This window comes from Pseudomonas sp. AC136, assembly GCF_979258585.1.
On sequence record NZ_OZ409865.1, the window covers coordinates 2033438 to 2047499 of the forward strand.

Annotated in this window: 11 protein-coding genes; 5 read left to right on the forward strand and 6 right to left on the reverse strand. The window is 62.0% G+C overall.

All coding sequences use genetic code 11. The features are described from left to right. The first annotated feature begins 63 nt into the window (after positions 1-63). Complete coding sequence (locus ACZZZU_RS09175; RefSeq protein WP_463550408.1) at positions 64-1413, forward strand: TAXI family TRAP transporter solute-binding subunit; 1350 nt, start codon at positions 64-66, stop codon at positions 1411-1413. Here the strand turns inward: ACZZZU_RS09175 and ACZZZU_RS09180 are convergent. Further along, complete coding sequence (locus ACZZZU_RS09180; protein WP_463550409.1) at positions 1410-6374, reverse strand: tetratricopeptide repeat protein; 4965 nt, start codon at positions 6372-6374, stop codon at positions 1410-1412. The genes ACZZZU_RS09175 and ACZZZU_RS09180 overlap by 4 nt on opposite strands. Positions 6375-6560: 186 nt before the next feature. Between ACZZZU_RS09180 and yejK the strand changes: the two genes are divergently transcribed. Next, entirely contained in the window at positions 6561-7568 is a 1008-nt protein-coding gene (gene yejK, locus ACZZZU_RS09185) for a nucleoid-associated protein YejK (protein WP_122452532.1), read from the forward strand. A gap of 349 nt (positions 7569-7917) precedes the next feature. Here yejK and ACZZZU_RS09190 read toward each other — a convergent pair whose 3' ends face one another. After that, positions 7918-8661 carry an SDR family oxidoreductase gene (locus tag ACZZZU_RS09190; protein WP_463550410.1) on the reverse strand — a complete coding sequence of 248 codons (744 nt, stop codon included), beginning with the start codon at positions 8659-8661 and terminating at the stop codon, positions 7918-7920. Positions 8662-8799: 138 nt separating this feature from the next. Here ACZZZU_RS09190 and ACZZZU_RS09195 point away from each other — a divergent pair, with 138 nt between their 5' ends. After that, on the forward strand, positions 8800-9714 hold the full coding sequence (locus tag ACZZZU_RS09195; protein WP_463550411.1) for a LysR family transcriptional regulator: 915 nt from the start codon (positions 8800-8802) through the stop codon (positions 9712-9714). Here the strand turns inward: ACZZZU_RS09195 and ACZZZU_RS09200 are convergent. From ACZZZU_RS09200 to ACZZZU_RS09210, 3 genes are read right to left on the reverse strand one after another with little or no spacing between them, the layout of a single operon-like run. Then, on the reverse strand, positions 9711-10328 hold the full coding sequence (locus ACZZZU_RS09200) for an SOS response-associated peptidase (RefSeq protein WP_463383659.1): 618 nt from the start codon (positions 10326-10328) through the stop codon (positions 9711-9713). The genes ACZZZU_RS09195 and ACZZZU_RS09200 overlap by 4 nt on opposite strands. 28 nt (positions 10329-10356) lie before the next feature. Continuing rightward, positions 10357-10620: a putative signal transducing protein gene (locus tag ACZZZU_RS09205; RefSeq protein ID WP_463550412.1), complete on the reverse strand. Its 264-nt coding sequence runs from the start codon at positions 10618-10620 to the stop codon at positions 10357-10359. Further along, positions 10620-10802, reverse strand: a complete 183-nt coding sequence (locus tag ACZZZU_RS09210) for a CPXCG motif-containing cysteine-rich protein (RefSeq protein WP_122452527.1) — start codon at positions 10800-10802, stop codon at positions 10620-10622. The genes ACZZZU_RS09205 and ACZZZU_RS09210 overlap by 1 nt, the downstream gene beginning before the upstream one ends. A gap of 164 nt (positions 10803-10966) precedes the next feature. Between ACZZZU_RS09210 and ACZZZU_RS09215 the strand changes: the two genes are divergently transcribed. Then, positions 10967-12130, forward strand: coding sequence for a 1-acyl-sn-glycerol-3-phosphate acyltransferase (locus ACZZZU_RS09215; RefSeq protein WP_463550413.1), 1164 nt, complete (start codon positions 10967-10969; stop codon positions 12128-12130). Between the two features lie 70 nt (positions 12131-12200). On the opposite strand, the gene ACZZZU_RS09220 is transcribed toward ACZZZU_RS09215, so the two are convergent. Next, positions 12201-12470, reverse strand: coding sequence for a hypothetical protein (locus tag ACZZZU_RS09220; protein WP_122494157.1), 270 nt, complete (start codon positions 12468-12470; stop codon positions 12201-12203). 308 nt (positions 12471-12778) lie between these two features. On the opposite strand from ACZZZU_RS09220, the gene ACZZZU_RS09225 reads away from it, so the two are divergent. After that, complete coding sequence (locus ACZZZU_RS09225; RefSeq protein ID WP_463550414.1) at positions 12779-13942, forward strand: dipeptidase; 1164 nt, start codon at positions 12779-12781, stop codon at positions 13940-13942. The last annotated feature ends 120 nt before the right edge of the window (positions 13943-14062 follow it).

The following is a 14062-nucleotide window of genomic DNA, read 5'->3' on the forward strand; positions in this document are numbered from 1 at the left end:
CAAGCAGAAACACCTCTTCGCGGTTACGCTCTATCCACTGTCGAGCGCCGCTAAGGATGTGCAATGCGTAGGATTTTGCGAGACCTCAAGATCATGCTGCTCACCAACCTGTGGATTGTGCCGGTGGTGGCAGCGCTGGTTGGCGCCCTCTTCTATTTCGTCGCCCCGCCCCCGCCCATGCACGCGCGCATGGCCACTGGCGCCGTGGGCGGCGGTTATCACGCCTTCGCGGAAAAACTGAAAGCCGAGCTGCACAAGCAAGGCTTCACCTTGGAGCTGGTGCAAAGCCAAGGCTCGCAAGACAACCTCAACAAGCTCGCCAAAGGCGAAGTTGAACTGGCGTTGGTGCAAAGCGGCCAGGAAGTCAGCATCGCCACTGACGAGCGAAACAAGCTCAGCGGCCTGGGTGTGATGTACCGCGAGCCGCTGTGGCTATTTCTGGGCAAAAACGCCCGCTTCGACCGCCTCGCCGACTTGATGACGCTACGCGTCGCCATCGGTGCGCAAGACAGCGGCACGCAAGCGGTAACGGCCGCGCTGTTTGCCGCCAACCGTATTGAACCCGCGCAATACCCCGGCACCTGGCAAGCGCTGGGCGGCGGCAAGGCGGCGGACGCGTTGATCGCCGGTGAACTGGACGCCGCGTTTTTCGTCGGTCCGGCAGAGAACGCGTTGATCCAGCGTCTGGCGGCCGACCCTACGTTGCAACTGGTAAGCCTGCGTCGCACGGCCGCCTACCTGGCGCGGCTGCCGTACCTGACCGAGCTGCAAGTCGGCGAAGGCATGCTCGACATGGCGCAAAACACGCCCGATCACGACATCGTCACCCTCGGCCCGATGGCAACCCTGGTGAGCGGCGAAAACTTCCACCCCTCGCTCACCGCCTTGATTCTTGAAGCGGCGAAAACCGTGCTGAAAAACGGCAGCCTGCTCGACCCGGCCGGCAGCTATCCGGCGCCGCCGCCGTTGTCGCTGCGCACGTTGGACGAGGCCGACTATTACTACAAAAAAGGCCTGCCGATTCTGCAACGCTACTTGCCGTTTCGCATCGCCTCCCTGGCCGACCGCTACATCATTCTGGCGATTCCGCTGCTGGTGTTGCTGTTCCCCTTATTCAAAGCCATTGGCCCGATATACCAATGGCGCATCCGCGCGCGCATTTACCGCTGGTACAAACACCTGCGTGAAATCGACCAGCTGCTTTACAAAGGCAAACTGCCCAGCGACCTCAGCGCCGAAATCATCCGCCTAGAGCACTTGGAAGACGAACTGGCGCGGGTGGAAGTGCCGCTGTCCTACTCCAACGAGCTGTATGAGCTGCACATGCATTTGCGCTACATGATCGAGCGCCTTCAGGCGTTGCAGCGGCGACGCGCGCTCGTTGCCGAACACGCGCCGGCCAACGGCGTTTAAAAGCGCAGCTGCAGATAGCGCGCCGGACGCCGCCAGGAAGGCGTCATCGCGCCATTGACCAGGCGTTTGCTCAGCAGCCGCAATAGATGTTTGAACGGCGGGTGACGCTCGCGCTTGGCCAGGGCCTTGCCGGCCCGAAAATACCAGACGGCCAACTGGCTATCGTTGCCCTCCACGGCCTTGGCATAGCCTTTAAGCAGGTGCCACACCGCGCTGAAGTACGGGCGCAGCGTGGTGTCGCCGATGCTCTGTAACCAATGGGCCAGCGCATCATGCTCTGCTGTCACTGCGGCATCGAATGCCAGCCAGACCATGGCGTCTACGCCGTCCGGTTCACGTTCATGTGAACGCAAGGACACGGCATGGGCGCTCTTGTGGCGACCGCGAATTCGCAGCGCCGTGGCCACGTTGTCGATGCCCCACACCGGCACGTCGTCGCGCTGCCAATCGCTTAGCCAGGCGAACATGGTTTCGTAGCGACCGTGGCGCATCAGCGCATAGGTCAGCGTGCCCCACAGCGCACCATCCGTAGCAATGGCCGGGCGGGCAGCGTCCAGCGCCAGGCTCAGTTGGCGGTTGCAGTTCTGCCGGTCTGCCAGCAGCGTCAGCATGGCGGCTTTCGCCGCATGGTTCGGGTCGTTGCGCAGAGCTTTTTTGAACGCCTTGACCAGCGGTTCAAGCCCCCATTTACGTTCCTGTGCCCGGAACCAGGTATCGAACGCCGCCTCGTGCAAGGTGCCCTGTTCGACGCCCACCTCAAGCTGACGGGCGAGCACTTTGTCTTTCCAGGGATAATCGCTCATCACCTGTTTCCAGGCGTTTTGCGCCTCACCCTCCGTAGCCAGCGCCAGCAGCGCACGTTCCTTCAACGGGAAATCGTTGGCGGCCCGCGCCACTTTCAGGCCCAGCGTCCACGCCTCCGGCGACGGGCAGGACTGTAGCAAGCGCTGCACCGTTTCCAGCGCTTCGACCGGCGAGCGCAATTTCAATTTCAGGTCGACTTCGCGGTAGCCGGCGAATGCGTACTCGGGGTCCAGCGCGAAGGCATTTTCAAACATGGGCAGCGCCTCTTCGTCACGCCCGCTAACCAACAACGCGTGCCCGAGGTAGCCGTAGCTGACAGCCGACTTGGGTTCGATGTGCACTAACTGCTGAGCCGCGGTGAGGTAGTCGGCATAACGCTCCTGAGCGTCGTACCACTTGGCTAACTCTTCCCAGCCGTCGCGGTACGTTGGGTGCAGCTCGACGAGCTGCCGCATACCGGCAATTGCCGTGTCTACCTGCTCCGCTTCATACAGCGCGCGCGGGCCGAAAACCGCCAACTCCACCGGCACAGAACCACCCCAAACTGGTGCGGCCAGCAGCGCATGCAGCTCGTCGTAGCGTTTGGCTTGCAGCAGCAGGTTGAGCAGGCGTTCGTTGCCTTGGCGATGACGCGGCGAGTAGCGCAGCGCTTCACGCAGCGCCCGCTCTTTGGCTTCAGCGTCTGCTTCAAGAATCGCCAGGGCCAACCAGGCGTCAACATCAGCACTGCGCCGCTGAACCAACTCCTGCGCCAGTTGCAGTGGCCGCTGGGGTTCCTTCAGCGCTTCGCAGTAACGGCGCAATTGGTTCCAGGCCCAGCCGTTGCCGGGCTCGTCGCGTAACACGCGTTCGGCCTCATCGGCGGCGTACACATAAATTTCCTGCTCGCCCAGCACATAGGCCAGGTAGGCGCGCAGCTCGCTGTCGTCAGGCTCGCGTTTGAGCACATCGCGCAGCAGGGTTTCGGCCTCCGGCAACCGCCCGCCCAGCTCCAGCAGGCAATCCACGTAGAGGCTGACGGTGGCCGTCCAATGGGGACTGATGCGGAAACTTTCACGCAAGGTGACGAGGCTGTCTTCGAGCTGACCCTGTTGTTTTTGCAGGTCGGCTTTTTCCAGTGACAAACGGGGCAGGAACGGGAAGCGCTCGATGGCACTTTGCAACACGCTGCCGGCTTTTTCCGGCTGGCCCATGCGCCCATGTTGGCGCGCCAACACCACCCACAGCTGCCAGAGATCGGAGCGGTGGTGCAACGCGTCGCTCAATTGTTCGAGCAGTTGTTCCGGCTCAATCAGGCCTTGCGCCTGCTCGGCGTAAGCCATCCAGCCGGCACCGAAGGTAATCTGGCGCGCCAGTTCACTGTGAATAAATGCAAGGTCTTGCTGGGCTTCTTCTCGGCTGTCGCGGGTGTCGAGCAGCACACCGATGGCGTAGTCGCTGTCGACGCTCAGACGCAGAGCGGTGCGCAGTGCGTCGCGCGCTTGCTCACGCTGGCCATGTTGCAGCAACACATAGGCCAGGGTTTGGTAGAGCGCGGGCGTGTTGGAGTTGAAGCGCTTCGCAAGTTCGCACAGGGTCAATGCCTCGTCAGGTCGGCCCTGGCGGGTTAGCACAACAGCCAGTTCGCGCAATGCCCAGGCGTCTTGCGGGTGGTGCTCAAGCAAGCGCCGCAACGCTGCCTCAGCGTGGGAAAGGGAAATACGCTGAGCGCGCTGCACATGTAATTCGGCGATGCCGTAATGGTGTGGGTGCTCGGCTATCAGCCCTTGAACATAAGCGTCCGCCGCTTCATCGCCTTCGGTAAGCACCAACAGGCGCACCAGCATGCGGTGCGACACCATATTCAGCGGTTCCAGTGCAGCCGCTTCCTGACACCAGACCAGTGCCTGGTTGAGATCACCATTGCTGCGCTGGCTGCACAGTACCGAGGCGCGCAACCAACTGCTGCGGCGGCTGTAGGGTTCGGCCTGCTGCAGCCAGGCCAGCGCCTGCTCATGGTCGCCGTGGCGGCTGCAAAAGCTCGCCAGACTCAGCAGCACATCGGCGTCTTGCGGTCGCCATTGCTGCGCCTGCTCCAGGGCGGCGCGGGCTTCGTGGTTCATTTCCAGTTCTTCGAGGAACTCGCTGAGGGTCAGGCTCGGGCCTGCGTCCAGTCGCCCCAGCCGCGCCTGACGCTGACGTAGAAATAGCAGGCCTTCATCCACCCGCCCGACGCAGCGCATGGCACGGAAGTATTCGCCGGCGAAGCTCTCCAGGGTGCCGTTCAGGCAACTGGCAATGCGGTACAACTCGCACGCTTGCTCGCGCAGCCCTTCGCTCCAACGTTGACCGGCCAGTATTCGCCAGCCGTGCGGCTCGAAAGGCGATTGGCGCAACGCGCGCTCCACCAGCAGTTGCACCTGCGCGTTCATGCGCTCGTCCGCGCTCAGCAAGTCGGCGTAGCGCAGCGTAATCAGCGGATCGCTCCAGCGTTCCTGGCCGTGTGATTGCAACCACGCCAGTTGCACATCGCGCGGCTGTAGCACTGCCAGGGACGACGTTTTCGACAAAATAAGGTTGGAGTCGGCGGGGAAACGCTCCAGCAGCTTTTCCACCGCCTCCAGGGTTTGCTGCTCGCGACCGTCGTAGCCGTACAGCGCGCGCTGGGCCTGCAAGGTCAAGCGATGGTCCGGGGCAGAGGCCAGCAGCTCGTCGACGCACGCCACCGCGTCGGCACGCTGGTGGTTTTGCAAGGCTGCGTTGAACCGGTAATAGATGTCCCATAGCTCGCGGTCGGGCAGGTGCACGCCGTCGATTCGCGCTGCTTCGTCCATCGGCAGCATCAACATCCCGCGCGGCCCCGCCACGGCCTGATTGATAAACAGCGGCTCGGCCAGGTACTCGGCGAATTGTGACTGCGCCGGATCACGAATCAGCAGCGAGCCGCGCGGTTCGTCGTAGCCCACCACGGCCTGAAGGTGACCGCTGCCGGTGTACTGAACGGTGAGCGTAAAGGGCACGCCGCGCTCAATTAGCGCCACGCTGGTCGGCCAGTCGACGGTGAATTCCACGGTCAGCCACTGGTTGTTCTGCGCCCAGGTGCGCTCAGCTAAATGGCTGGTGCCGTCGTAGCAGATAGCCTCTGCAACGTCGAGGTGCGACACGGCGCGGCCCCAGTAGCCCGACAGCGCGGTCAACGTGGCCGGGGCGCAGGTCATGTGGTGTTGACGAATAAACGTGACCGGCAGCACCTTGCGCTGCCCCTGCGGCGCGGCCAGGCGTTCGCGTATCGCCTGATAGAAGCCGCCGCCGGCCGCTTCGGCGTAGCCCGCAGCCGCTTCGTAGTCGCCGCGAAGACAGGCGATGTCGCAGCGCCGACCGGCGTACCAGTGCACCCCGTTTTTATCGGCCAACAGCGCCCATTGCTGGGAGCGGTCAAACCACTCCCACGCTTCATCCAGGTGCTGACGCTCCAGCAACTGTTCGGCCAGTTGCCCGCACATCGCCGAACTTTCCATGCGCGCTGCAGCCGCCCGCAGGCGAGCCAGGGCCTGTTCGTCCTGGTTTAGCTGAAACTGCAAATCGGCCGCCTGCAACAGCGCATGGTGATGGTCGGGATGGCGCAACAACGCCGCTTCGCAGAGTTCCAGCGCTTCGTGAAAACGATCTTCGCGCTCGAGGCTATAGCTGCGCTGTACGTCCAGCCACGGATCGTCCACCGCACAGGCTTGCACCTGGGCGTGCAACTCGGCGCTGCGGGAGAAGTCGCGAAGCTGGGCGTAGACCCGTGATTGAAACGCCAGCCACTCGGCACGGTGCGTGGCGTGTTCGGGCCACCACTCGGCGAGCTGGCGCATAAACTGCCAGGCCCGATACGGCCCTCGCCGTGCCAGCAGAAAATAGGCATAGCGCAGCCGCGACTCGGGTGCCAGCGGATAGCGTTTGTAGCCAAGGTAGGCCAGCACATCGGCCAGACGCGGTACGCCCAGTTGGTTGACCAACCGCGACGCCAGCGCCATAGCAACCGGGCCGCGCCATTGGCGGTAGTCCCCCAGCGATTGCGCCAGGCTGTGAGCCTGAGCAAACAGGCCTCGCTCCACCATCGCTTCGATGTGAGCAAGGTTTTGCGCGGTTGCAGCGCTCTCCATCTGGGGCGCAAAAGTGCTTGAAGAATGCATCGACACCGTCCGTGGCCAGCAATAAAGCCGCTACTTTAGCCAGTCAGGATGACCGTCCACAAGCTCGCCGCCGTGCCCTTCGGCCCAATAGCTCAGGTACACTTCGCGCCACGTGCACGCGGGTCTGGCCAGAGCAATTCTGGCGGCTTCTGCGCTGCTACCCGAATTCGCTTCAAAGGTAATCCCATGCCCATCCGCCACTGCATCGTCCACCTGATCGAAAAGAAACCCGACGGCACGCCCGCCGTGCTCCATGCCCGCGACAGCGAGTTGGCCGAGTCGCAAGCCATCGAGAACATGTTGGCCGACCTCAACGAAAGCTATAACGCCAAGCAGGGCAAAGCGTGGGGCTTTTTCCAGGCGGAGTCGGGGGCGTTTCCGTTCAGTGGCTGGTTGCAGGAGTACCAGGCGGGCAATCAGGATTTCACCGCCTTCAGCCGTCAGGCCGTGGAGCACCTGCAAAAGCTGATGGAAGAGTCGAACCTCTCCACCGGCGGCCACGTGTTGTTCGCTCACTACCAGCAAGGCATGACCGATTACCTGGCCATCGCCCTGCTTCACCACAGTGAAGGCGTAGCAGTGAACGCCGCGCTGGACGTGACCCCGGCCAAGCATCTGGACCTCGGTCAACTGCACCTGGCGGCGCGCATCAACCTGTCGGAATGGCAGAACAACAAACAGTCCAAACAGTACATCTCGTTTATCAAAGGCAAGAACGGCAAGAAGGTGTCGGAATACTTCCGCGACTTTATCGGCTGCCAGGAAGGCGTCGACTCGCCAAGCGAAACCCGCACCCTGCTCAAAGCCTTCAGCGACTTCGTGGAAAGCGAAGACCTGCCCGAAGAGCAGGCCCGCGCCAAGACCGACACCCTGGTGGACTACGCCACCAGCCAAGCCAAAATCGGTGAGCCGATGACGCTGCAGGAATTGTCGGGCCTGCTGGACGAAGAACGGCCGAAAGCGTTCTACGACCATATCCGCAACAAAGACTACGGCCTGTCGCCAGAGATTCCGGCCGACAAACGCACCCTCAGCCAATTCCGCCGCTTCACCGGCCGGGCCGAGGGGTTGTCGATCAGCTTCGAAGCGCATTTGCTGGGCTCGAACATCGACTACAACGAAGAACAAGGCACCCTGACCATCCGCAACTTGCCTACGCAGTTGATGGATCAGCTCAAGCGTCGCAAGGACTGACCGCGCCTGGGTCAACGTTCATCGTTTGCAGGAAATCGAGGCTAAAGCCTCTCCTACAAGAGATCCGTTTCCCCAACGGAACCCGTTCCCTGTAGGAGAGGCTTCAGCCTCGATGCCTTTGATCTTCGCTGCCTCCACACCACCCGAGGCGCCCTTCAAGGATGAACCGCGCCAGGGTTGGTGCTCGTCGTTTGCAGGAAATCGAGGCTAAAGCCTCTCCTACAAGAGATCCGTTTCCCCAACGGAACCGTTCTCTGTAGGAGAGGCTTCAGCCTCGATGCTTTTGATCTTCCCTGCCCTCACCCAAGATCAAGCGAGTTAGAGCCGGCCGACGCGCAGCCGATCGACCTTAGAAGTCCTGCACGGTGGGGCGCAGCAAAATATCGCTGACATCCACATCCGCCGGCTGCTCAATGGCGAAGGCAATCGCCCGCGCGACCGAGTCCGCCGGAATGGCCATTTTGTAGAACTCATTGACGGTGTCGCTGCTGGCCTTGTGCGAGCTGCCGTGTTTCAGCTCGGTGTCCACAGCGCCCGGCGAAATAACGGTGGTGCGAATCGCCCCGCCCACTTCATGGCGCAAGCCGTCGCTGATGGCGCGCACGGCGAACTTGGTGCCGCTGTAAACGGTGCCGCCCGGGCTGAACACTTTGTGGCCGGCGATCGAAGCGACGTTGATGAAGTGGCCGCTGTTCTGCTGCTGGAAGCGCGGCAAGGCGGCGGCGATGCCGTAGAGCAGACCTTTGATGTTGATGTCGATCATGCGGTCCCACTCGTCCACTTTCACTTCGCTCATCGGCGCGATGGACATCAAACCGGCGTTGTTGATCAGCACGTCTACCCGGCCAAAGGTGTCGACGGCGCCTTGCAGCAGCGCTTCGACTTCGGCGCGGTTGGTGACATCGGTGGTGTAGGCCACGGCCTTGCCGCCGGCAGCGGTCAGCTCGCTGACCAGTGTGTCGAGCCGGTCTTTGCGGCGCGCGCCGAGCACCACCGAGGCGCCCAGGGCCGACAGGTGACGGGCTGTCGCTTCACCCAAACCGCTGCTGGCGCCGGTGATCACCACTACTTTTCCAGAAATGTTCGTGCTCATGCTGCAATCCTCAAGGTGTCGGGCCAGGTAGTTGGCTCCGGTTGAAGGCGAGTATGGAGAGCACGCTTGCAACTGAAAATGGAACAGTTAGGATTTAGCTATTCCTAATTCTGGAACAATCAGACAAGGCGCCCGCCAATGCTCAACCGCATGGAACTGCTGAAAATACTGTGCGCCGCCGCCGAAGCCGGCAGCTTTCGCGAGGCGGCCACGCGCCTAAGTATTTCGCCGCAAAGCGTGACGCGGGCGATCCAGGAGTTGGAGCAGCAGTTCGGCGAAATTCTGTTTCACCGCAGTACACGCCAGGTGCAGATAACCGCGTTCGGCCAGCGGGTGGCCGCGCAGGCGCAGCAAACACTGGAAAGCGTGGACGAGTTGTTTCAACGCAACACCCGCAGCCAGGCGGTCGCCCTTAGCGGCCGGGTTGGCATTACCGCGCCCCACGCCATCGGCCGACGTTTTCTGGTGCAACTCTTGGTGCCGTTGCTGCGCGAGCATCCTGGTTTGCAGGTGGAATTGCGCCTGGAGGACGAAATGACCGACGCCGTGGCCGGGCAAATCGATATCGGCATTCGCGTCGGCATGATTCGCGACCGTCGCTACATCGCCCGGCCCATGGCCAAAGTGCCGCTGCATGTGGTCGCCAGCCCGGCGCTGTTGGCCAGTGGCGGGGAACCGAGGTCGCTTGAGCACCTGCAACAACAGCCGCTGAGCGCGCTCATCGACCGCCGCAGCGGCAGGCCCTGGCCGTGGATGTTTGCCAATAACGAGCAGCTGTTCCCCGAGCCCGCCGCGTTTATCAGCGACGACCCGGAGGCGGAGTTGGAAGTGGTGTTGGCCGGCCTGGCCTATGCACAAATACCCAGCTATTTAGCCGTGCCGCACCTGCGCAGCGGGGCGCTGGTCAGCGTGCTGGATGCGCTGGCGCCAAGCCCTTGGGATTTGTTTATCTACCGCCCGCAGCGGGGGCCGGTGTCGCCTCGGGTGCGGCTGGTGTTCGACCATTTGCTCGCGCAATTCAGCGACAAAAACCTGTTCCCCGAGCAGCCTTAAGCCGGTGTCAGACATTCCGGCGCATTGAGTTTTGGGTCGTTCACAAAGTGCGCCAGCGCCCGCTCGCGCAACACCGGGTTGGGCTGGCATAACAATTCCTGCAGCGCCGGCAGTGGCGCATCGTCGGCCAGCCAGACGTCCTGGCCCCGGGCATCGAGAATCAGCGGTCGGCGCAAGCCATTCGCCGGCTGCGTCACTACCGCCACGCTCAGGTAGGTGTGGCCTTCCACCGGAAACGCCTCCCAGACAGCCGCGAAATAAAGCGGCGATTCTTCGCGGGTAATCCAGTAAGGCCGCTTGCGCACCGTGCCGCGCCATTCGTAAAAACCATTGGCCGGCAGCAGGGCGCGACGCAGGCGAAAGGCCTCGCGAAACATCGGTTGTTCGGCCAGGGTTTCGGCGCGGGCGTGGGCGGGGGTTTTCGACAGGTCAGTGAGCCACGGCGGCGTCAGGCCCCAACGCGCGAGGGCGGCGTGTCGTTCGCCTTCTACCTGACGCAGCATCAGCACCTGGCTGGCCGGGGCGATGTTCCAGCCCGGCTGTTGCGCGGCAGGAAAGCCAGGAATTGCCGCCAGCGCGGGCGTCCAACGAAACAGGGCGTAGCGTCCACACATCAGGCAACGGGCTCACAAAAAGAAGGGATCAACAGAGCAGCACGCCGTGCGGGTCTTCGGGCGGTTCTTCACCCGGCAACGGCAGCGCGGCATTGTACGCGGCGATCAGGCTGCGCGCGTGCTCGGCCTGCTGATTGGCCACCATCAAACCGAGCAAACCCAACGCCGGCAGCTCACCGGCGGCGCCGAGCAGGTGACCGCCGGTGACGTGGGCTTCAACCCCCTCGCTGGCCAACATGCGCGTGAGCAATTCGGCTTCGAGCAAATCTTGTGGCTCGTATATGCGTTGCATCAGTCGTTCTCCGCACGAACATCCAACTCCCAGCCGTCCCCATCGGTACGCAAATCAAACACAATGGGCCGGCAGCACACCGGGCAATCTTCAATGTACTGCTGATCGCCGCCAGACAGATCGAGCACCGCTTCCGCGGGTTCGCCGCAGTACGGGCAGTCGTAGAACTGGGTTTCGAGCATGGGCAAAGCCTCTCAGGTTGAGGTGTTAACCATAAGACTCCAGACGCCGCCGTTTCGCCTAATTATTAAGGCGCAAGCTGCGCTGTGACTTGTCTGTATAATCGCCGGTCTATTGCTGACCACGCACCCACAGTGCCATTCCACTCCCAGAACAAGAGAGCATGATGGGCGAATTCGATGCCATCCGACCGTACGCTGACGCCGAGGTCCCTGCCGTTTTGGCGCGCCTGCTGGCAGACCCCGCGTTTTTGCAGATCATTACCCACTTCCGTTTTCCGCGTTTGTCTCGCCACTTTTCCTGGCTGCTCAAGCCACTGATCGCCCACCGCCTGCGTTCGCAGTTTGCCTCGATCAATTCGGTGGCCGCGTTGCAGGACAAGGTTGAGGTGTACGTCGACCGCAGCATTGAGCACGCCACCGATGGCGTCACATACAGCGGCCTGGAGCACTTGAAAGCTGGCAACGCCTACCTGTTTTTGGCCAACCACCGCGACATCGTGATGGACCCAGCCTTCGTCAATTACGCTGTCTACCACGCCGGCCTGCCGACGCCGCGCATTGCCATCGGCGACAACCTGCTGCAAAAGCCGTTTGTCAGCGACCTGATGCGTTTGAACAAGAGCTTTATCGTGCACCGTTCAATCACCGGCCGCCGCGAGAAGCTGGCGGCGTTTCAGTTGTTGTCGGCGTACATCAACCATTCGATTCGTAACGACGGTGAGTCCATCTGGATCGCCCAGGCCGAAGGCCGCGCCAAGGACGGTGACGACCGTACCGATTCGGCCATTCTCAAGATGTTCCACATGAGCCGCAAAGACGAGCCGTTCGCCGAGGTGATTGCTGGGCTGAATCTGGTGCCGGTGTCCATCAGCTACGAGTACGACCCGTGCGACCAGGCCAAAGCGCGCGAGCTGTACATCCGCGCCAGCACTGGCAGCTACGAAAAGGCGGCCGGGGAAGATGACAAGAGCATCGGCCAAGGCATCACCGGCTACAAAGGCCGCGTGCATTTGAACTTCGCACCGCCGGTAACCGAAGGCTTCGAGGACGCCAAGCAGTTGGCAATGGAAATGGACCGGCAGATTCTCAGCGGCTACCGCCTGTTCCCGGCGCACTACCTGGCCTATGCGCAATGGGCCGATCGCGACCCGACGTTGCAGGTGCCGGATGCCACCGAGTTGTTTCCTGCCGAGGAATTGGCGGCGGCGCAGACCGAATGGCAAAAGCGCCTGGACAGCTGCCCTGCCGAGCAGCGGCCTTATTTGGTGGTGCAGTACGCAAAGCCGGTGGGTAATCAGTACCGCATCAAGGCGGGGTTGCCGTTGTAGCCCTCAGCCAAGCAATAAAAAAGGCGGCCCCGGTTATTCGGGGGCCGCCTTTTTTGTTTGTGGCGTTCGATCAAACCTGGGTGCTAAACCACGACACCGCTAGCGCAATACCCAAACATGCGTAACCAAAGCTGGTGAAAAAACGATTGAGCTGCTGGGTGGAGATATCCAGCGCGGCGAGTTCAGCACTGTCGGCTACCAGACCACTCACCGCACGGCGCTGACGAATATGGGTGGCGATCAACAGCCAACTACCGGCGACGGCGAAGAACAGGGCCAGCGCGTTAATCGATTGAGCGGGGTGGGACAACGCGAGGGAAAACAGCGTTTGCAGCGACATCAACAACCTCACCTTCAGGGCCACTTCGAAAGGCCCTGGCTAACCGTGCGCCGACCGGATTCGGGGCGCTACGGCGGCGGATTCTACTCCAGGCTTATGACGCTGGTTGGGTTTCCGACGAATGCCGAGATAGCGTAACGGCAGGCCCTCACCCCAGCCCTCTCCCGCTGGCGGGAGAGGGAGCTTGAGCACCGACACGCGGCTAAATTTATCGCGCTCACCTGCGTTTAGGGGACAGGGGCCAGCCCCACGCCTTCTGCGCGATTTGCTAGAGTCGCGCCCACAATTACAAAGCTCGGAAGCACCCCATGCGCAAATTATCGATTGTGGTACTGGTTCTGCTGGTCATTGGTTTGGGGGTTTTCTTCAGCCTGCCAACGTACCTGGACCGCACGCTCAACAGCGTGGAAAACCCGGCGCCCTACCCCGCCAGCGAACAAGCCGAAACCCTGCACAAAACCCTGTTTATCGCCGACCTGCACAACGACGAGTTGCTGTGGCAGCGCGACCTGCTCAAACGCGTGAGCTACGGCCATTCCGACCTGCCGCGCCTGATCGAAGGCGGCGTGGCCTTGCAGGTGTTTTCCACCGTGACCAAAACCCCGCACAACCTCAATTACGAGAAAAACGGCAGCGACAGCGACGACATCACCTTGCTGGTCATGGCTCAGCGCTGGCCGACCAACACCTGGAAAAGCCTGTTGCAACGCGCGCTGTACCAAAGCCAGAAGCTCAACGAAGCGGCGGCCGGCAGCGAAGGCAAGTTGGTGGTGATCAGAACCCGCAGCGGCCTCGCTTCCTTTATAGAGGCCTGGAAAAAAGACCCGCACCGCGTCGCCGGCATCATGGCCACCGAAGGCTTGCAGGTGATCGAAGGCAAACTGGAGAACGTCGACCGCCTGTACGACGCCGACTTCCGCATCGCCGGCCTCACGCACTTTTTCGACAATGAAGTGGGCGGCTCAGCCCATGGTTGGGATAAAGGCGGCCTCACCCCGCTGGGGCGTCAGGTGATTACGCGCCTGGAACAGAAAGGCATGCTCATCGACCTGGCCCACGCCTCGCGCCCATTGATTGATGACGTACTCGCCATGGCCACCCGCCCGGTGCTGGTCTCCCACACCGGCGTCGAAGGCACCTGCCCCGGCACGCGCAACCTTAGCGACGCCCACATCCAGAAAATTGCTGCCACCGGCGGCGTGATTGGCATCGGTTTCTGGGAAACGGCGGTGTGCGAAACCAGCGTGCCGGCCATCGTCAAAGCCATTCGCTACACCGCAGACAAAGTGGGCGTGGAGCACGTGGCCTTGGGCTCGGACTTCAACGGCACCATTCATGCCCCGTTCGACAGCACCGGCCTGGCGCAGCTGACCGAGGGGCTGCTCAAGGCCGGTTTCAGCCAGCAAGACATCGCGGCGATCATGGGCGGCAACGTGCAGCGCCTGTTGCTGCAAACGCTGCCAGAGGCGTGAGGTGAACGGACGGAACGTCTGTCGCTAGCAGATATTGAGCCGGTTGCGTGCAACATTTCGCCGCACCGGCTTATTGCTTTACACTGGCGGGCGTTCATTCCTTAACCAATTGAAGAGATT